We start from the raw sequence: 19,519 nt of genomic DNA, 5'->3' as shown, positions 1-19,519 counted from the left end.
ATATATTATGACGCGTCGGCGGCCGGACCGATAAAGAACTGCCTCGCGAGGTCGATCTGACCGGCCGACAGAAACGCCGGCGCATGCCCGACACCCGCGATCTCAGCGCTCGATACAGCACGTCCGGTCTCGACCATCTTCGCGACGGTCTCGCGCGAAAGCAGATCCGATTGCTCGCCGCGCACCACCAGCACAGGACCCTGAAATGCAGTCAGCGAATGCCACAGCGCGGCCTCGCCGAGTTTGACCGCCTCTTCGGTCGTAGCCGCAAACGGCTGTGCGATCCGCGGATCGTACCGGAGCAACCATGCGCCGTCCTGCTCGTGCAAAAGTGGCGTATTAATCTCGCGCCATTCCTCCGGCGTGAGCGGACCGAAGGTTTGTGCAAGCAGCGCGGCGTAATCGATGCCCTGCTGCAGCGTTTCGAAACGCACTGGCTTGCCGAGGTAATCGCCGATGCGCTGCACGGCCGCCGGCTCCAGATGCGGACCAACGTCGTTCAGGAGCATTTTGCGGATCGGCGTTTCGGGCAAGCCTGCAAGTGCGAGACCGATCAGACCACCCATCGAAGTGCCGAACCAGTCGACCGTTTCGACGTTCAGACGCGCGATCAGCGTGATCATGTCGGCGACGTACTGCGGCACGCTATAGAAGTTGGGGTTCGCGAGCCAGGATGACAAGCCCCGCCCCGCCACATCCGGACACACCACGCGGTAAGTGCCGGCGAATTCCGCCGCGAGGCGGTCGAAATCTCGCCCCGAGCGCGTCAAGCCGTGCACACACAGCAGCACACGCGGGTTTGCCGGATCGCCCCACTCAGTGTAGGCGATCCGATGCAAGCCACCGGCGCTCGCGCACTGCACATAACGTTGGCGCGGCGCGGGCTGCCCGGCGTTGGAAGCGGACGTTTCGGTCATCTGGGTTCCTTGCAAAAACGCCATGGGCTCGGCGCAGACCAAGCGGCGGGAAATGAACGTCGAATCTTCAAACGATTGTAAACCGCTTTGCCGCGCGGCAAGGATCGGCCAAACGGCCTAAGACGCGCCAGGACGCTCCAGGGTAACGCCGCGGCGCCGGCGCGCCGATGCGGGCAGCGCAAAACGGCACGAAAAGACGGCACCAAAACAAAACGGGCGAGACTCGCGCCTCGCCCGTTTACAACCTCGCTTCAATTCGCTTCGCAAGCCGCCCCGCGACCCACAAGGCAACTCGCGTTGCCGCCAGCTTCCGTCACAAAGACCGAAGTGGACGGCTCACGCCACCCTTCAGCTCACCGCGCTCACATCCAGCGGCGCGCCCGTCTTCGCCTTGATTTCCTCAACGCTGACGCCCGGCGCCAGCTCAGTCAGCTTCAGACCATCTTCCGTGACTTCGATTACGCCGAGGTCAGTGATGATCTGATCGACCACGCCCACGCCCGTCAGCGGCAACGTGCATTCTTCGAGGATCTTGTGCTGGTCGCCCTTCGCGACATGTTCCATCAGTACGACCACGCGCTTGACGCCCGCGACCAGATCCATCGCGCCGCCCATGCCCTTGATCATCTTGCCCGGGATCATCCAGTTGGCCAGATCGCCCTTCTTGCTGATCTGCATTGCGCCCAGAATCGCCAGGTTGATGTGGCCGCCGCGAATCATCGCGAACGAATCCGCCGACGAGAAAATCGACGAACCCGGCAACGTGGTCACCGTCTGCTTGCCGGCGTTGATCAGATCGGCATCCACTTCTTCTTCGGTCGGTGACGGGCCGATGCCGAGCAGGCCGTTCTCCGACTGCAGCCACACTTCGACGCCCGCCGGCACGTGGTTCGCCACCAGCGTCGGCAAGCCGATACCGAGGTTGACGTAGAAACCGTCCTGCAATTCCTTCGCCGCGCGTGCGGCCATTTCGTCACGAGTCCATGCCATGATCAGTCTCCTTTCGCGCGCACGATGCGTTGTTCAATGCGTTTTTCCGGATTCGCATTGAGCACAATGCGCTGCACGAAAATGCCCGGCGTGTGGATCGCATCCGGATCGAGTTCGCCCACCTCAACGATTTCCTCGACCTCCACGACGGTAATCTTGCCGGCCATCGCGCACATCGGGTTGAAGTTGCGCGCGGTGCGGCGATAGATCAGGTTGCCCGATTTGTCAGCCTTCCATGCCTTGACCAAAGCGACATCGGCCGTCAGCGAATGTTCGAGCACGTAGTGGTTCTCGCCGAACTGGCGGGTTTCCTTGCCCTCGGCGATCAGCGTGCCGTAGCCCGTGTTCGTGAAGAAGGCCGGAATGCCCGAACCACCAGCGCGCAGCTTTTCGGCGAGCGTGCCTTGCGGCGTAAATTCGAGTTCGAGTTCGCCGGCCAGATACTGGCGTTCGAACTCCTTGTTCTCGCCCACGTACGACGAAATCATCTTCTTGACCTGGCGCGTTTCGAGCAACAGACCGAGGCCGAAACCGTCGACGCCCGCATTGTTGCTGATGCAGGTGATGCCTTGCACCTTCGAATCGCGCAGCGCCGCGATCAGCGCCTCGGGAATGCCGCACAGCCCGAAACCGCCGACGGCAAACGTCTGCCCGTCCTTGACGATGTCTTTCAGCGCCTCGGCGGCGCCTGGATAGACCTTGTTCATCAGTATGTCCTTCCTTTATGGAAACCCGAAACCGGGGCACCGGCCGCCGGTACGCCGGCTGCCGGATCGTTGCGACCTCGATATGACGTTCAGCGGACAAACGCCCGACACGTCATTCTAGTCATCCGCGGCAGCCCATGCGCTCAGGCTGCCCTGCTTGGCGCCTACGCCTGCTGCGGACGCTTCGCCGCGTTGTGATATGCCCGAAAGGGTACGCTGGGCGCGCCATGCGGCACAATACGCAAAAATACATAAGTACTTGCCTCCAACCCATGCCCGCACTGGATTACCAAACCGCGTTTCACCTCGCCCCGATCGGACTCGTACTGTCACGCGAACGGATCATTGAAGACTGCAACGACGAGCTGGCGTCGATATTCGGCTGCACGCGCGAGGCGCTGCTCGGCCAGTCGTTCCAGGTGCTATATCCGTCGACGGAGGAATTCAAGCGGATCGGCGCGCGAATTCCACCGATCATGACCGCGCAAGGCAGCTACGCTGACGACCGGATCATGAAGCGGGCCAACGGGGAATTGTTCTGGTGCCACGTGACCGGTCGCGCGCAGGAACGCGCCGACGCGCATGCCGCCGGTGTGTGGACTTTCGAGGATTTGAGCGCGACGCGGCGCGTGGCGGTCGAATTGACGCCGCGCGAACGGGAAATCGCCGCGCAACTGGTGACGGGTAAAACCAGCAAGCAGATCGGGCGGGCGCTGGATATCAGCTCGCGCACGGTCGATGTCTACCGCGCGCGGCTGATGCGCAAATACGATACGGGGAACGCGACCGAGCTATTGCAGCGTTTGCTCGGGCACTGAGGGCTCGGGCGTTGAGCGCCTCGGCTTTGGCGGCTCGGGCATAAAGCCGGGCGCTGGAAAACCGGCTCTGAGGCGGCCTGTAACGCGCGCGACGCTAACTCGCGCTGCGGATTTGACGCAAAGTTGCCACTACGCCGCCTTGACCAGCGCCGCGCGCTCGATGGTCGCGCGCAACATGTCCGGAACTGGCACCGACTTGCCTGCGGCATAGTCGATCCACACGCAACGCGCAGCGCCACGGGCATAAACGGTGTCCGGCTCGTCGGCGCGCACGAGCTCGAATGCAGTGTCAAAGCTGCTGCGGCCAGGCGTGGCCACGGACATCCGGCCGATCACATCGCCGGGATAGTGCAACTGCTTGAGAAACTCCATCGACGCATTGACGATCACCGGCCCCTGCCCATCGGCGTTGCTGCCGACCAGACCCAGTTGCTCGAACCAGGAAATCCGCACTTGCTCCATGTAACGGAAATAGACCGTGTTGTTCACATGGCCGAATGCATCCATGTCGCCCCAGCGGATCGGCATCGACATCTCAAAAACTGCGTGAAAATCGCTCATCGTACTTCTTTAACGGGTTGAAACGAGGTTAAAACCGGCGTGTGGGCCGGTGCAGACATGACAAACAACATAACGCGGGCATGCTTTCGGCGGAAGGTCCGCGCACGTAAAACAGTTTCTTCGACTGCGGGATAATCCGAGGCGGCGGCAGTCCAAAGCGGCACTGGTATGAAGCACGGCAAAGCCTCACGGCAGCGGCGCAAAAGTTGCATAGAGGCCCACCAACGGGCGCCCCAAAAGCCGCGCTCAGGAGAGCCCGAACCCATCGTCGGCGGCAATCACCGAGCCATTGATGAATTGCGATTCGTCGGCCGCGAGCAACAGCAACAGGCCATCCAGATCCTCCGGCTTGCCGACACGATGACGCGGCAGCAACGACACCAGCTTCTGTCCCTGCTCGGTCGACCAGTGATGATGGTTGATCTCGGTATCGATATAACCCGGGCAGATGGCATTCACGTTGATGCCGTGCCGGCCCCATTCCAGCGCCATGGCTTTCGTCATATGGACGACGGCGGCCTTGCTCATCGAGTACAGGCCGATCTGCGGCAGCACCCGCAAGCCCGCCATCGACGCGATATTGATGATCCGGTATGACGGCTTCTGCGCGCTATTGCCGCGCATGATCATGCGCTTGGCGACTTCCTGGGCCACGAAAAAAGCGCCGCGCGTGTTAGTGTCGAACACGTATTCGAAGTCGGCCGGCGTGACTTCCGTGAGCTTCTGCGTGGTCGACACGCCTGAATTGTTCACCAGAATGTCGATCGTGCCCGCCTCGGTTTCCGCGTGAGCAACGGCCGACTTGATGCTCTGGTAATCCGTAACGTCGAGAGATACAACGTGGGCGGCACCGCCGGAGGCTTCGATCTCGGCGCGCAATTCCTTCAGGCGCTCGGTTCGGCGGCTCGCCAGCACGACCTTGGCGCCGGCCTGCGACAATACTTGAGCAAAGCGCTTCCCCAACCCGCTTGAGGCGCCGGTGATCAGCGCGACCTTGCCTTCCAGATTGATCGAACGGCCCATTGTCGTTCCCTTGTTCGGTTGTTGTTACAGACGCGGTTGACAGGTGCGGTAGGACCGTCACTGCGGGTCATACCGCATCATATAAATAGAACGATCGTGCTAATCTATGCTCATCTGGTTGCAGTGGCGGAAACCATCGCCCACAATACGATCCCGAAAAAAGCATTCTAACGGTAAGAGGAGCATCAATGACCCCCGCAAGTCTCATTGAGCAGTACGGTCCGCGCGAGTCGATGGAATACGACGTGGTGATCGTCGGCGGCGGCCCGGCTGGCCTGTCCGCAGCGATCCGCCTGAAGCAGCTGGCGGCTGAAAAAGGCGTCGAGATTGGCGTGTGCGTACTGGAAAAAGGCTCGGAGATCGGGGCGCATATCCTGTCGGGCGCGGTGATGGATCCGCGCGCCATCACCGAACTGATTCCGGACTGGAAAGAAAAAGGCGCGCCGCTGACGGTGGACGTGACCGAAGACAAATTCCTGTTCCTCACGGAAACCGGTTCGAAGAGCGTGCCGACCTGGGCGCTCCCGGAAAACTTCAAGAACCACGGCAACTACGTGATCAGCCTCGCGAACGTCACGCGCTGGCTGGGTCAGCAGGCCGAAGCGGCGGGCGTCGAGATCTTCCCGGGCTTTCCGGCGGCTGAAATCCTCTATAACGACGATGGGTCGGTCAAAGGCGTCGCCACCGGCAACCTGGGCATCGGCAAGGACGGCGAGCCGACCGGGAATTTCCAGCTCGGCATGGAACTGCACGCGAAGTACACGCTGTTCTGCGAAGGCGCGCGCGGGCATCTGGGCCGCCAGTTGAACGATAAGTTCAAGCTGCGCGAAGGCGTCGATCCGCAGGTCTACGGGATCGGCATCAAGGAACTGTGGGAAATCGATCCGGGCAAGCACAAGCCGGGGCTGGTGATGCATACCGCCGGCTGGCCGCTCGAAAACGATACGTACGGTGGCTCGTTCCTCTATCACATGGACAACAACCAGGTGGTGGTGGGCTTCGTGGTCGGCCTCGGCTACACAAACCCGTATCTGTCACCGTTCGAGGAATTTCAGCGTTACAAGACCCATCCGGCGATTCGCGCAGTGCTCGAAGGCGGCAAACGCGTGTCGTACGGCGCGCGGGCGATTACTGCGGGCGGCCTGCTGTCGCTGCCGAAGCTGGTGTTCCCGGGCGGCGCGCTGGTGGGCGACGATGCCGGCTTCCTGAACGCATCGCGGATCAAGGGTTCGCATGCGGCGATCAAGACCGGCATGCTGGCGGCTGATGCAGCATTTGAGGCTGTGCAAGCCGGTCGCACCAGCGATGAACTGACGGCCTATCCGGAGTCGTTCAAGACGTCGTGGCTGCACACGGAACTGCATCGTGCGCGCAACTTCAAGCAATGGATGAGCAAGGGCCTGTACCTTGGTACCTTGATGGTCGGCGTCGAGCAGAAGCTGCTGGGCGGCAACGTGCCCTGGACGCTGCATCACCAGCACTCGGACCACGAGATGCTCAAACCCGCTTCGCAGTGCAAGCAGATCGTCTATCCGAAGCCGGATGGCAAGCTGACGTTCGACCGGCTCTCTTCAGTGTTCATCTCGAACACTAATCATGAAGAGAACCAGCCGGCTCACCTGACGCTGAAAGATCCTTCGGTGCCGGTGAACGTGAACTGGCAGACCTATGCCGGTCCGGAAGCGCGTTACTGCCCGGCCGCGGTGTATGAGTTCGTGAAGAACGATGATGGCAGCGAGCGTCTGGTGATCAACGCGCAGAACTGCGTGCACTGCAAGACCTGCGATATCAAGGACCCGACCCAGAACATCGTCTGGGTGACGCCGGAAGGCGGCGGCGGGCCGAACTATCCGAATATGTGATTCGGAGTTTGATTGCCGTACGCGGAGCTTGTTTGTCCGTCCGCGTGCGGCACGCAGTCAAATCGCTTCGAGCAGGAAAAAGATAACGAGGCATGCGCCACCGGCGTATTGTCAAAAGCGCCGCCAGGCAAAAGCTCAAACGCCCCGCGTCATTTCAATCCGCTCCCGCACTTTAGCTAGCACAGGCGCCCACGCACCAATCTCAGGTTGCCGAAATATCTCAATAGAATCGTACCAGGCCGTGGTGCGCGATTCATCGCCCCAAAACCATGCCGACACATGGTCGATCATTAAGCACGTCGGCACGCCTAGCGCGCCGGCCAGATGCGCCGGCCCGCTATCAATCGTGACGACCAGATCCAGATTCGCCAGCAACGCAGCCACGTCGTCGAAGCCGGACTGAAAATGGTGGGTCAAATCGACAACATCGAGACGCCTGGCCCGCCACTGCGCGACCGTCTCGCTGCGCCCCGGCGACAACGCAAACCACGTCACGCCCGGCACGCTCAATAACGGCTCGAACTGCTCGACAGGCACTGACCGCCGCATGTCGCGGATATGCTCCGGATTGCCGTTCCACACCAAACCGACTTTTCGACCACCAGACCGGCCGGCCGTATGCACATGGACCCGCTCGCGCCACGCCTGCTCAAGTGCGGGCTCGGCGCTCAGATACCGCGCACCCCACCCTGTTGCATCGAAAACGCCAAGCCGCAGCGGCAAGCTCATCAACCCGCAATGGAAATCAGGCCGCGTCTCAAGGCTTGTTTCGAGCGGCAAGTCAGCAGGCAGCATCCGTTCGAACAGATGCCGCAACGGCCCGTCGTGACCGAAAATCACCCGGCCGCCCTCGCGTCGCGCCCGCTCCGCCAGCAACGGCAGAAAGCGCACCGCCCAAAGGCAATCACCGTTGCCTTGCTCGCCGTACACGATCAGCGTTTTGCCTTCCAGCGATTCGCCCTGCCAATGCGCGCTGATCGAAGCGAGCGCATGCTGCGCGTTATTCAAATCGTCGCCGAATGCAACGCGGGATTCGTAATGCGCCCAGCCTTCGGTGAAACGCCCTGTGCGGATTTCGAGTTCTGACAGATCGAACAGCGCATGCACGTTATCCGGCGACAACTCCAGCACTTGTCTGAGCAACGCTTCCGCTTCGGCAAATCGCGCCTGCTCCTTGATGCACAAAGCGAGTTTGTGAAGCGCCACCGGATTGCCGGGCACGACACGCACCGCTTCGCGCAGTAACCGCTCGGCCGTGTCGAAGTCGTTGCGCTGTTGCACGGCAGCGGCGCGCCAGATCAGCGCGTTGGCGTCTTCGCTGTTTCGTTCGAGAAGCAGCGCGGTTGCGGAGTCGACAAGGGACCAGTCGCGTACGATGAACCCCGTCTGCGCGATCGTGTGAAGCAGCGTGGGTTCACAGGAGGGATCGAGCTGATAGGCGCGTACTAGCGCTGCAAGCGCTTCGCGCCGGCGGGCTTTGTCGCGGCCGGCGTGTTGCAGGAGCGTTTGTCCGAATGCAAGGCAGTCTGCCGCGCCGGCATGCGGCGCGGCAGCACGCGTACGCAGGTCCGCGAGATGCTTATCTGCCGGCTCGATGTTCGTATCGGTCATTGAGACGATGCTGCGCGCACAGTACGAAGAGACTCAGAGAACGCCCTTTACGGCGCGCTCGCTGCAATCTTCGGCGTGCTCACCGCGACATCGCCACATTGCGCACGATGGCGCAGCGCGTGGTCGATCAGTACCAGCGCGAGCATGGACTCAGCAATTGGTGTGGCACGGATACCGACGCACGGGTCATGGCGCCCGAACGTTTCGACGATAGCCGGTTGCCCCGTCTTGTCGATCGAGCGGCGTGGCGTGCGGATGCTCGACGTCGGCTTGATCGCGATGGACACGGTGACGTCCTGCCCAGTCGAAATGCCACCGAGCACGCCGCCCGCGTGATTGCCGACGAAGCCTTCCGGCGTCAATTCGTCGCCGTGCACCGAACCGCGTTGTGCGACACTGGCAAAGCCCGCGCCGATCTCGACGCCCTTCACCGCATTGATGCCCATCATGGCGTGCGCGATGTCCGCATCGAGGCGATCGAACAGCGGCTCGCCGAGTCCGACTGGCACGCCGGAAGCCACGACGTTGATGCGTGCGCCAATCGAGTCGCCGTCTTTGCGTAGCGCGTCCATGTACGCTTCGAGCTGCGGCACGATCTCTGCATTCGGCACGAAGAACGGGTTCTCACGCACGTGTGCCCAGTCGACGAACGGCACGTCGATCTCGCCGAGCGCCGCCATGTAGCCGCGGATCTCCGTACCGAATTTTTCGCGCAGCCATTTCTTCGCTACCGCGCCGGCCGCCACCGTTGGCGCCGTCAGACGAGCCGACGAACGGCCGCCGCCGCGATAGTCGCGGATGCCGTATTTCTGCCAGTAGGTGTAGTCGGCGTGGCCAGGGCGGAAGGTGTCGGCGATGTTGCCGTAGTCTTTGCTGCGCTGATCCGTATTGCGAATCAGGAGGGCGATCGGCGCGCCGGTGGTCTGGCCTTCGAACACGCCCGACAGGATCTCGACCTTGTCTTCTTCCTGACGCTGCGTGACGTGGCGCGACGTGCCGGGCTTGCGGCGGTCGAGCTCGAGCTGGATATCGGCTTCGCCAAGCGCCATGCCCGGCGGGCAGCCGTCAATCACGCAGCCGATAGCGGGACCATGCGATTCGCCGAAGGTCGTGACAGTGAAAAGCGTACCGAGCGTGTTGCCGGACATGGGCGTCGTCCAAAGAAATGCGGGGAAGGCACTATTATGCCAGCCCTCAAGGGGCTAGGGCCGCCGTGCGCAACGATCTATGCCTTCCGGACAAGTCTCCGGCGGGGGCATGCCCGCACATGGGAGCGCAGAAATTCCTGCCGCCACGGAATCCAACCGCGAATTCCATAACGCCGCGGCTTGCGCCAGGGACCCGATCGGCAAGCCGTTCTCCGGTCGCACTACTTCCGCGCCCCTCGCAGCTCCGTGACGATCTGCTGCAGCACCTCCGGCGTCGCCTGCGCCGGCTCGATCGGCTCACCCACCGCCAGCGTCAGCCGGCTCATCACGCCCTTCTGGATCGGCCGCGGCCAGCGCACGTCGTTGGCGCGCGAAAACACGCTGCCCCACAGTCCGCGCAGCGCCATCGGTATCACCGGCGCCGGTGTGCGACGGACGATCTCGGTCACGCCGTGGCGGAACGGATTCATCTCGCCGGTCTTCGTCAGCTTGCCTTCCGGGAAGATGCAGACCAGGTCGCCCTCAGCGAGCGCCTCAGCGCAGCGCTCATAGGCACGCGTCAGCAGCTCCGGATCCTGGTGGGCGGGCGCGATCGGAATCGCCTTCGCTTGCCTGAACACCCAGCCGGCGAACGGCGTCTTGAAGATCTGGTGGTCCATCACGAAACGGATCGGTCGCGGGCTCTCGGCCATGATGACGATCGCATCGACAAAGCTCACGTGGTTGCACACCAGCACGGCCGCGCCCTCTTCCGGAATCCGCTCGGCATGAACCAGACGAATCCGGTAGAACGTATGCACCAGCACCCAGGCGATAAAACGCAGCAAAAACTCGGGCACGAGCGAATAAATATAGGTCGCGACGACAATGTTCAACAGCGCGGTCACGAGGAAAATCGCTGGAATGCTGAAACCCGCGGCGGTCAGTCCCATCGCCATCAACGCCGAGACGATCATGAACAGCGAATTCAGAATATTGTTCGCGGCGATGATGCGCGCACGGTGGGTCGGCTGGCTGCGGCTCTGGATCAGCGCATAGAGCGGCACGCTATACAAGCCGCCGAACATGGCCAGCAGGAACAGATCGGCCAGCACGCGCCAATGGGCGGGCCGCACCAGGAATTCGCCGACGCTCAGCAGATGCCCCGCCGCCGGCAACGCGTGACTCGCGAAAAACAGATCGATCGCGAACACGCTCATACCGATCGAGCCGAGCGGCACGAGGCCGATTTCGATGCGCCGCTTCGAGAGCTTTTCGCACATCAGCGAACCGAGGCCGATGCCGATCGAGAACGTGCCGAGCAGCACGGTCACCACGTCCGGGTCGGCGGACAGCACATTTTTCGCGAAGCTGAAAAATGAAGACAGAAAGGTCGCACCGACGAACCACAGCCAGGAAATTCCCAGGAGGCTCAGAAACACCGTCCGGTTTTCGCGCGCGAGCTTCAGATTGCGCCACGTTTCGCTGACCGGATTCCAGTTGATGCGCAGATCGGGTTGCGGCGCCGCCGTGACCGGCACGAAGTTCGACACGAGCCGCCCCACCAACGCAATCCCGACACATGCGCAAGCCAGCACCACGGCGCCATGCTCGACAAAACCCGCGCCCACGCCGCCGACGATCGTGCCGATCAGGATCGCGACGAAGGTGCCCATCTCGACCATGCCGTTACCGCCGACGAGTTCCGACTTCGACAGATGCTGCGGCAGGTATGAATACTTGACCGGTCCGAACACGGTCGAATGGACGCCCATCAAAAACGTGCACAGATACAGCAACGGCGCGCTGTGCAGCCAGAAGCCCGCGCCGCCGATCAGCATCACGACGATTTCGAAGCTCTTGACGAAACGCGTGAGCATAGCCTTGTCGTATTTGTCCGCAATCTGCCCGGAAGTGGCCGACAGCAGCACAAATGGCAAAATGAAAATCGCCGAGATCAGGAACGCGGCCGTTTTCGGATCGACACCGGAAAAGCGCGCGGCCTGATACGTCACCAGCGACGTGAAGCCGATCTTGAAAACGTTATCGTTCATCGCGCCGAGGAACTGCGTCCAGAAAAACGGCGCGAAGCGGCGCTGGCCGAGCAGGCGAAACTGGGACTCGTGCGCCTCGTGAGGACGGGCGGCACGGCGGGCGGCAGGTAACGGACGATCGCTCATGAAGTTCGGAGAACGGCCTAAAAGCGCAACAAAGGGGAAAGGACCGGGCACAAAAAAAGCGCACGCTTTCGCGCGCGCCTTGGCCGCATCTTCATACTCACGGCAACGGCGCGAGCGCCGCGGTGAGCCACCGCGCGTTAGTTAGCGCGGCGCCGGTTGCTGTTCCGGCTGTTCTTCCGGCCAGTCGCGGATGTAAGCCTTAAGCATGCGGTTTTCGAAGCCCTGCTCTTCGACCACCGCCTTCGCGACGTCGTAGAACGAGATCACGCCCATCAACGTGCGGCTTTCCAGCACTGGTAAATAGCGCACGTGATGCTCGAGCATCATGCGACGAACCTCGTTGACGTCCGTTTCGGGTGTGCAGGTCAGCGGATGATCGTCCATCAATTTGCGGATCGTGGAGGTACCGAGGCTGCCGCCATGCTTGCTCAAGGTCAGAATAATTTCACGAAACGTCAGCATGCCGACGAGGTCGCCGTATTCCATCACGACCAGCGAGCCGATATCGTGCTCGGCCATTGTGTTGACTGCGTCGTGCAGCGTGGTATCCGGCGTAACCGTGAAAAGGGTGTTGCCTTTGACTTTAAGAATGTCGCTGACTCGCATGTTCTGTCTCCGTGATACCCGCTAAGCTGATATTGCCTGAATGACTTTCGATCCTAGCGGAAAGGTCCATAAAAGGAAAGCGGCCCGCCCACCAAGGCGCCGCGGGCGTTTGCAGGGTCAGCCCGGCGCCGTTCGGCGCACACACATAGGCCAACCCGCGGGAAAACCGCGCTTGAAGCGATCCATGCCGGTGATAGGATGGCCGCCACTTTCACCTTTCGCGAGGCCGTCCGTGGCCTCGCCGCCCAGGATGTCCGCCAACCGTTTCGATACGCTTGCGCTGCACGCCGGCGCCGCGCCCGACCCGACCACCGGCGCGCGCGCCACGCCTATTTACCAGACTACCTCGTTTTCGTTCCGCGACTCGGACCACGCCGCGGCGCTCTTCAATATGGAACGCGCCGGCCACGTCTATTCGCGCATCTCGAATCCGACCGTGGCCGTGTTCGAGGAACGCGTTGCCGCGCTGGAAAACGGCGCGGGCGCGATCGGTACAGCCAGCGGCCAGGCCGCGCTCCATCTGGCGATCGCCACGTTGATGGGCGCCGGCGCCCATATCGTCGCCTCCAGCGCGCTGTACGGTGGCTCACATAACCTGCTGCACTACACGCTACGACGCTTCGGCATCGAGACGACCTTCGTCAAACCGGGCGACCTCGACGCGTGGCGCGCCGCGCTGCGCCCGAACACGCGCCTGCTGTTCGGCGAGACACTTGGCAACCCCGGCCTCGACGTGCTCGATATCGCCGCGGTGGCGCAGCTCGCACACGAGCACCGCGTGCCGCTGCTGGTCGATTCGACCTTCACCACGCCCTACCTGCTCAAGCCGTTTGAGCATGGCGCTGACTTCGTCTATCACTCGGCAACCAAATTCCTCGGCGGCCACGGCACCACGATCGGTGGCGTACTCGTGGACGGCGGCACGTTCGACTTCGACGCATCCGGCCGCTTCCCCGAATTTACCGAGCCGTACGAGGGTTTTCACGGCATGGTGTTCGCCGAAGAAAGCACGGTCGCGCCGTTCCTCCTGCGCGCGCGCCGCGAGGGCTTGCGCGACTTCGGCGCGTGCCTGCATCCTCAGGCCGCGTGGCAACTCCTGCAGGGCATCGAGACGCTGCCGTTGCGGATGGAACGGCACGTCGCGAATACGCGCAAGGTGGTCGAATTTCTGTGCGCACACCCTGCCGTCGAAGCCGTTGCCTACCCTGAACTGCCGTCGCATCCAGACCATGCGCTCGCGAAGCGCCTGCTGCCACGTGGCGCGGGCGCGGTATTCAGCTTCAATCTGCGCGGCGACCGCGCCGCCGGTCGCAGCTTTATCGAAACGCTTTCGCTGTTCTCGCATCTCGCGAACGTCGGCGACGCACGCTCGCTGGTCATCCATCCCGCATCGACGACGCACTTCCGCATGGACGCCGCCGCGCTCGCCGACGCAGGCATCGCCGAAGGCACGATCCGCCTGTCTATCGGCCTTGAAGACCCCGACGATCTGATCGACGACCTCAAGCGGGCGCTAAAAGCAGCGCAGAAAGCGAGCGGGGCGCCTGGGAGTGGGCCAGCCGGTCCGTCCGGCGCGGCGAAAAATAGCGCATCCGGCTCATCCGCCGCTCCGGCCCAAGGCAACCCAGGCCGACCGTCCGCCGACGCCACCAAACCCCGCCCGGAGTCCGCATGATCCTCACCGTTCAAGGCAAGCCCGCCTACGCGTACACGGGCGGCAAACCATTCGACCCCAGCCTGCCGACCGCCGTCTTCATCCACGGCGCCGAACATGACCATAGCGTGTGGGCATTGCAAACACGTTACTTCGCGCATCATGGCTTCAGCGTACTGGCGGTCGACCTGCCCGGACACTGCCGCAGCGCCGGTCCGGCGCTGACCACCGTGACAGCAATGGCCGACTGGCTGGCCGCTCTTCTTGACGCCGCCGGCGTGCAGCGCGCATTCGCGGCCGGCCACAGCATGGGCTCGCTGATTGCACTCGACTTCGCCGGCCGCTATCCGGAGCGCGCGACGCACCTGGCGCTGCTCGCCACCGCCGTGCCGATGACTGTCTCCGACGCCTTGCTCGACGCCGCCTTGCATCGCGAGCCCGAGGCAATCGGCATGGTCAATCAATGGTCGCATTCGACACTCGCCGCCAAGCCGTCGTGCCCCGGTCCGGGCTTCTGGCTGCACGGCATGAACCAGCGGCTGATGGAGCGTGTCTCGGCGAGCGGCGCGCCGCACCTGTTCCACACCGACTTCGCCGCCTGCAATAGCTACGCGGATGGCCTCACACGTGCGGCTCAGGTGCGTTGCCCGACGCGATTGATCGTGGGCCGGCGCGATGCGATGACGCCGCCACGCGCGGCCAAAGCGCTCGCCGACGCGCTCTCTCAAGCCGGCGTACCGGTCGACACTATCGTGCTCGAAGCCGGCCATGCCCTGATGACCGAGCAGCCCGATGCCACGCTCGACGCGCTGTTCAGCTTTGCCACGAAAGCCGCTGGCGCCGTTCCACACGGCGTTCGATAGTCGCTGCGAGTCGTCACGATAGCCGCACCGGCGCAGGCCCGCCATCGGCCGAATGGCCAGGTTGCACGCATGGCCCGATAGCCGCACAATGGGTCAAGCCTGTCCTGTTTTGAGCGCGTTCCGGGCATGTCGGCGCGCGCCGAAGCAACCTGGGAGCGACGGGCACGGAATCGAGTAGCGTCGACATTCGGAGGCCGTGATGGCTCAAACCGCGCACACCGATCACTTCGCGAGTTTCGCGGAGTTCTACCCGTATTACCTGAGCGAGCATCGCAACACGGTATCGCGGCGGCTGCATTTCGTGGGTTCGCTCGGCGTGATAGGCTGCCTTGCCATGGCGCTCGCCACCGGTGACTGGCTATGGCTGCCAGCTGCCGTCATCTGCGGATACGGCTTTGCCTGGGTCGGGCATTTCTTCTTCGAAAAGAACCGGCCGGCTACCTTCCGGCATCCGCTCTATAGCCTGATGGGCGACTGGGTGATGTTCAAGGACATCTGCGTCGGGAAGATTTCGCTGTAGTTTCGCTGCCGCTTCAGGCGGCCTGCTCATGCGGCCTGATGCGGCATGGAAGAAGTGCCCTGCTCGCTTTCCTGCGCGCGCGCCGCTCGCGCGGCAGCACGCGCCGCCAGCAGCACAGCGAGCGTGACCTTCAGCTTGTCGTTTTCCAGCGCCGCCAGGAGCGTTTGGCCATCCACCCGCGTAGAGTTCAGTTCAAGCTGATATTCGAGTTCCGCGCGATCGATCACAAACAGATCGAACAGGCGCTCGACTGTGATCTGCGCCGGATTCGCCAGCAGCAGGAAGTGCGGCCGCGTGCCGTCCTCCTGCAAGCGCGCAATCCACTCGATCTCCTCAAGTTTTTGCAGCAGCTTGACCGTGGTATCCATCTCACGGCGAAGCATGCGCGAGAGCTCCTGCACCGTGTAGCCGCGCTTGCCGGCCTCCCGTGCTTCCGAAAGCCGCGCGAGGAGTTCAAGCGAATCGAACAGATCGCTTCCCTCGAAAATCGGCCGGTGAAACTGCCCGATGCGGATCGCCGGCAGCGCCGACGCGATCATTGCGCCGGCCAGCGCGATGAACCAGCATAGGTACATCCACAGCAGGAATAGCGGTACGGCGGCAAATGCGCCGTACACCGCGGTATAAGTGGGAATCCGGCGCACGTAATAGCCAAAGCCGCGCTTGGAGAGTTCGAACGCGATCGCGGCAGTAATCCCGCCGATCACCGCGTCACGCCATTCCACCCGGCAGTTCGGCAGAAACACGTAAAGCATCGTGAAGGCGAGTGCTGTCAATGGCAGCGAGGCGCCGGTCAGCGCCCAGTCGATCACCGGCGGAATATGCTGGGCCGCCGTGAACGCCATGGAGCGCGTGAACAGGTAGGAAGAAATCGACAGGCTCACGCCGATCAGAATCGGACCGAGCGTGATGATCGCCCAGTAGACCAGAATGCGCTGCGCGATCGGCCGTGCCTTGCGCACCCGCCAGATCACGTTGAAAGCGGATTCCACGGTCATCATCGTCATCACGGCGGTGACGAACAGAAAAATCATGCCGATGGTCGTGAGGCCCTTGGCCTTCGACGCGAACTGATTCAGATAATCGAAAATCTGACTGTTGAGCTGCGCAGGCATCAGATGGTCGGCGAGGAAAATCTGCAGCGACATCTGAAACGAGCTGAAAATCGGAAACGCGGTGAACAGCGCGAACGCGACCGTGGCGAGCGGCACCAGCGAGAGCATGGTGGTGAACGTGAGGCTGCCGGCCACCTGTGGAATGCGGTCTTCGCTACTACGCTTCGCGGCAAACTGCGCGAGCCGTTTGAGCGTATCGAGATCGAAACGCACCCTGGACAACAAACCCACCTCCTTGCATCAAAAACGGTGTTTCAGGACAGTGCGCGAGGCCTGGCCGAATGGCTATGGATGGCCTGTGCAGCGGACCCAGCCCCTATAATACCCGTTCACCGATGAGGCCTATGAAAGACATTCTCGTGCTCTATTACAGCCGTCATGGCGCTACGCGCGAGCTTGCGCTGGCGATCGCGCACGGCGTCGACAGCGTCCCCGGCATGCAGGCGCGCGTGCGCACCGTGCCGGCGGTTTCCACCGTCTGCGAAGCGACCCAGCCGTATATTCCCGCGGAAGGTCCGCCCTATGTCGAACTGCGCGACCTCGATGAATGTGCCGGTCTCGCACTCGGTTCGCCTACCCGCTTCGGCAATATGGCCGCATCGCTGAAATATTTTCTCGACGGCACCACGCCGCAGTGGCTTTCGGGTGCGCTGTCCGGCAAACCGGCCTGCGTGTTCACGTCCACCGGCAGTTTGCACGGCGGCCAGGAATCCACGCTGCTATCCATGATGCTGCCGCTTCTACACCACGGCATGCTGATCGTCGGCATTCCGTACACCGAGAGTGCGCTCTCCACCACGCAAACCGGCGGCACGCCCTACGGCGCGTCGCATTTCGCACGTGCGGGCACGGCCGAACAGGGCATCTCCGCCGACGAAAAGACGCTTGCAATAGCCCTCGGCGCACGCGTTGCCCGCACGGCGGCGTCCATGAGTGAACGGCCGTGAACGAGCCGAATGCCCCACAGGCCGCGAACGACGCGAATTCTGCGCCGCCCGTGAGCGAGCGCAACACGCAGCATGCCGGCTCGTTCCCGGCGGATTCCGCAACGAACGCCCCTAAGCGCGCAACCGTCATGCCCGTACCGAAAAATCGCGCCGCCGCTTTCGGCGCAACGGCGGCCCTGCTCGCATTGATCGTTTTGTCCGTTGCGTGGGAATGGTGGCTCGCGCCGCTGCGCCCGGGCGGCTCGGCGCTAGTGCTCAAAGCCGTGCCGCTGCTGCTCGCCCTGCCCGGCGTGTGGCGGCACCGGCTTTACACGCTGCAATGGGCGTCGATGTTGATCCTGCTGTATTTTGCCGAGGGCATCGTCCGCGGCTGGAGCGACCGCGGTCTGAGCGCGCGCCTCGGCTGGCTCGAAACCGCCCTAACCGTGGTTTTTTTCGTCTGCACGCTGGCGTATGTCGCACCGTTCAAGCGCGCCGCCAAACGGGCAGCAAAAGAGAACGCAAAGCAGAACGCCGAGCATGTCGAGGGACGCGCACGATGAAAATAGCGTTTTCCGCGTAACCTATCCGCCGACCATTCAGACCGACCAAACATGACCCAAGCCGCTTTCCTCACTGCTTGCCGCGAAGCCATCGGCGCCGCCCAGGTGCTGACCGACCCGCATGACACCGCCCCCTACCTCACCGACTGGCGCCGCCGCTACACCGGCGCGGCCTGCGCGGTGCTCTGCCCGGCCACGCCTGGCGAAGTCGCGTCGCTCGTCAAGCTCGCCGTCGAACATAGCATTGCGCTGGTGCCGCAAGGCGGCAACACCGGTCTGGCCGGCGGCGCCACGCCGGACGAAAGCGGCGCGCAGGCGGTCATCAGTCTGCGGCGTCTGAATCGCGTGCGCGACATCGATCCGCGCAACAATACGGTCACGGTCGAAGCCGGCGTCATCCTCGCCGAAGTACAGAAGCACGCCGAGGAAGCCGGCCGCCTGTTTCCGCTGAGCCTCGCCGCCGAAGGCAGCTGCACGATCGGCGGCAATCTCGCCACCAACGCGGGCGGCACCGGCGTACTGCGCTACGGCAACACGCGCGAGCTGTGCCTGGGCCTCGAAGTAGTCACGCCGCAAGGCGAACTGTGGGACGGCCTGCGCGGCCTGCGCAAGGACAATACTGGCTACGACCTGCGCGATCTGTTCATAGGCGCGGAAGGCACGCTTGGCATCATCACTGCCGCCGTGCTCAAGCTACATCCACAACCGGCCGCGCGCGTCACGGCGCTCGCCGCGCTCGCATCGCCGCATGCGGCACTCGATTTCCTGTCGCTCACGCAGCGCGTCGCCGGGCCGCTTCTAACCGGCTTCGAATTGATGTCCGATTTCTGTCTGCGGCTAGTGGGCCGGCATTTCGAGCAGATGCGCTATCCGTTCGCCGAATCGCACGCGCAAGTCGTGCTATTGGAACTGTCAGATAGCGAGAGTGAGGAGCATGCGCGCGGACTGTTTGAACGCCTGATGGAAACCGCGCTCGACGAAGGTCTGGTCGAAGACGCGGTAGTTGCGGAAAATCTCACACAGTCACGGGCATTCTGGAATCTGCGCGAACACATCCCCCTCGCGCAGGCTGAGGAAGGCCTGAACATCAAGCACGATATCGCTGTGCCGATTTCGCGCATCGGCCACTTCATCGAGGAAACCGACGCGGCGATCGCGCAGGCCGTGCCGGGTGTGCGCATGGTCACGTTCGGCCATCTCGGCGACGGCAACCTGCACTACAACGTGCAGGCGCCCGAGGGCGTCGACGCGAAGGCATTCCTCGACATCTGGCAAAGCCCGATCAACCAGATCGTCTACGACAGCGTGCACCGGCATCGTGGCAGCATCAGCGCGGAACACGGCCTCGGCCAGTTGAAGATCGACGAGGCGATGCATTACAAGCAGGACGTCGAGGTGCAGTTGATGCGCGCCGTCAAACGCGCGCTCGACCCGTTGAACCTGATGAATCCGGGCAAGGTGCTACGCTAAGGTTTG

18 protein-coding genes are annotated in these 19,519 nt (G+C 62.8%); 8 read left to right on the top strand and 10 right to left on the bottom strand.

Annotation, left to right across the window (positions count from 1 at the left end):
* Window positions 1-5 precede the first annotated feature (5 nt).
* From ACUN0E_RS26225 to ACUN0E_RS26215, 3 genes are all read right to left on the bottom strand, one after another.
* On the bottom strand, window positions 6-917 hold the full coding sequence (locus ACUN0E_RS26225) for an alpha/beta fold hydrolase (RefSeq protein WP_445568407.1): 912 nt from the start codon (window positions 915-917) through the stop codon (window positions 6-8).
* Window positions 918-1,265: 348 nt separating this feature from the next.
* Complete coding sequence (locus tag ACUN0E_RS26220) at window positions 1,266-1,907, bottom strand: CoA transferase subunit B (protein ID WP_074282763.1); 642 nt, start codon at window positions 1,905-1,907, stop codon at window positions 1,266-1,268.
* Between the two features lie 2 nt (window positions 1,908-1,909).
* Window positions 1,910-2,614: a CoA transferase subunit A gene (locus tag ACUN0E_RS26215; RefSeq protein ID WP_144145859.1), complete on the bottom strand. Its 705-nt coding sequence runs from the start codon at window positions 2,612-2,614 to the stop codon at window positions 1,910-1,912.
* A 272-nt stretch (window positions 2,615-2,886) separates the two neighbouring features.
* On the opposite strand from ACUN0E_RS26215, the gene ACUN0E_RS26210 reads away from it, so the two are divergent.
* Window positions 2,887-3,432: a LuxR C-terminal-related transcriptional regulator gene (locus ACUN0E_RS26210; RefSeq protein WP_445568406.1), complete on the top strand. Its 546-nt coding sequence runs from the start codon at window positions 2,887-2,889 to the stop codon at window positions 3,430-3,432.
* A 129-nt stretch (window positions 3,433-3,561) separates the two neighbouring features.
* Here the strand turns inward: ACUN0E_RS26210 and ACUN0E_RS26205 are convergent, their stop codons facing one another.
* Both ACUN0E_RS26205 and ACUN0E_RS26200 read right to left on the bottom strand, forming a co-directional pair.
* The gene (locus ACUN0E_RS26205; protein ID WP_408228740.1) at window positions 3,562-3,993 is read right to left on the bottom strand and encodes an acyl-CoA thioesterase; all 432 of its coding nucleotides are present in this window, start codon (window positions 3,991-3,993) and stop codon (window positions 3,562-3,564) included.
* A 246-nt stretch (window positions 3,994-4,239) separates the two neighbouring features.
* On the bottom strand, window positions 4,240-5,016 hold the full coding sequence (locus ACUN0E_RS26200) for an SDR family oxidoreductase (RefSeq protein ID WP_408228737.1): 777 nt from the start codon (window positions 5,014-5,016) through the stop codon (window positions 4,240-4,242).
* A 188-nt stretch (window positions 5,017-5,204) separates the two neighbouring features.
* Between ACUN0E_RS26200 and ACUN0E_RS26195 the strand changes: the two genes are divergently transcribed.
* Window positions 5,205-6,878 (top strand): electron transfer flavoprotein-ubiquinone oxidoreductase, encoded by a 1,674-nt coding sequence (locus tag ACUN0E_RS26195; RefSeq protein ID WP_445568405.1) that lies wholly within the window; start codon window positions 5,205-5,207, stop codon window positions 6,876-6,878.
* Window positions 6,879-7,013: 135 nt separating this feature from the next.
* Here ACUN0E_RS26195 and ACUN0E_RS26190 read toward each other — a convergent pair whose 3' ends face one another.
* From ACUN0E_RS26190 to ACUN0E_RS26175, 4 genes are all read right to left on the bottom strand, one after another.
* Window positions 7,014-8,489: a tetratricopeptide repeat protein gene (locus ACUN0E_RS26190; protein ID WP_445568404.1), complete on the bottom strand. Its 1,476-nt coding sequence runs from the start codon at window positions 8,487-8,489 to the stop codon at window positions 7,014-7,016.
* Between the two features lie 47 nt (window positions 8,490-8,536).
* Window positions 8,537-9,637 carry a chorismate synthase gene (aroC, locus tag ACUN0E_RS26185; protein WP_445568403.1) on the bottom strand — a complete coding sequence of 367 codons (1,101 nt, stop codon included), beginning with the start codon at window positions 9,635-9,637 and terminating at the stop codon, window positions 8,537-8,539.
* A gap of 221 nt (window positions 9,638-9,858) precedes the next feature.
* On the bottom strand, window positions 9,859-11,796 hold the full coding sequence (locus tag ACUN0E_RS26180) for an MFS transporter (RefSeq protein WP_445568402.1): 1,938 nt from the start codon (window positions 11,794-11,796) through the stop codon (window positions 9,859-9,861).
* 141 nt (window positions 11,797-11,937) lie between these two features.
* Window positions 11,938-12,402: a CBS domain-containing protein gene (locus ACUN0E_RS26175; RefSeq protein ID WP_408205742.1), complete on the bottom strand. Its 465-nt coding sequence runs from the start codon at window positions 12,400-12,402 to the stop codon at window positions 11,938-11,940.
* Window positions 12,403-12,652: 250 nt separating this feature from the next.
* Here ACUN0E_RS26175 and ACUN0E_RS26170 point away from each other — a divergent pair, with 250 nt between their 5' ends.
* From ACUN0E_RS26170 to ACUN0E_RS26160, 3 genes are all read left to right on the top strand, one after another.
* On the top strand, window positions 12,653-14,077 hold the full coding sequence (locus ACUN0E_RS26170; RefSeq protein WP_445568401.1) for an O-acetylhomoserine aminocarboxypropyltransferase: 1,425 nt from the start codon (window positions 12,653-12,655) through the stop codon (window positions 14,075-14,077).
* A complete protein-coding gene (locus ACUN0E_RS26165) occupies window positions 14,074-14,919 on the top strand; it encodes an alpha/beta fold hydrolase (protein WP_445568400.1) in 846 nt (281 codons plus the stop codon). Before ACUN0E_RS26170 ends, ACUN0E_RS26165 begins: the two co-directional genes overlap by 4 nt.
* Before the next feature lie 199 nt (window positions 14,920-15,118).
* Window positions 15,119-15,439 carry an Mpo1-like protein gene (locus ACUN0E_RS26160; RefSeq protein WP_012433756.1) on the top strand — a complete coding sequence of 107 codons (321 nt, stop codon included), beginning with the start codon at window positions 15,119-15,121 and terminating at the stop codon, window positions 15,437-15,439.
* A 26-nt stretch (window positions 15,440-15,465) separates the two neighbouring features.
* Here ACUN0E_RS26160 and ACUN0E_RS26155 read toward each other — a convergent pair whose 3' ends face one another.
* Window positions 15,466-16,779, bottom strand: coding sequence for a YihY family inner membrane protein (locus ACUN0E_RS26155; protein ID WP_325045114.1), 1,314 nt, complete (start codon window positions 16,777-16,779; stop codon window positions 15,466-15,468).
* Window positions 16,780-16,898: 119 nt separating this feature from the next.
* Here ACUN0E_RS26155 and wrbA point away from each other — a divergent pair, with 119 nt between their 5' ends.
* From wrbA to ACUN0E_RS26140, 3 genes are read left to right on the top strand one after another with little or no spacing between them, the layout of a single operon-like run.
* Window positions 16,899-17,501, top strand: coding sequence for an NAD(P)H:quinone oxidoreductase (gene wrbA / locus ACUN0E_RS26150; RefSeq protein ID WP_445568399.1), 603 nt, complete (start codon window positions 16,899-16,901; stop codon window positions 17,499-17,501).
* Window positions 17,498-18,043: a DUF2069 domain-containing protein gene (locus ACUN0E_RS26145; protein ID WP_445568398.1), complete on the top strand. Its 546-nt coding sequence runs from the start codon at window positions 17,498-17,500 to the stop codon at window positions 18,041-18,043. Before wrbA ends, ACUN0E_RS26145 begins: the two co-directional genes overlap by 4 nt.
* Window positions 18,044-18,094: 51 nt before the next feature.
* Window positions 18,095-19,513, top strand: coding sequence for an FAD-binding oxidoreductase (locus ACUN0E_RS26140; RefSeq protein WP_445568397.1), 1,419 nt, complete (start codon window positions 18,095-18,097; stop codon window positions 19,511-19,513).
* The last annotated feature ends 6 nt before the right edge of the window (window positions 19,514-19,519 follow it).

This window comes from Paraburkholderia sp. D1E (assembly GCF_052682275.1).
This window is presented reverse-complemented; position numbering and strand designations above follow the sequence as displayed.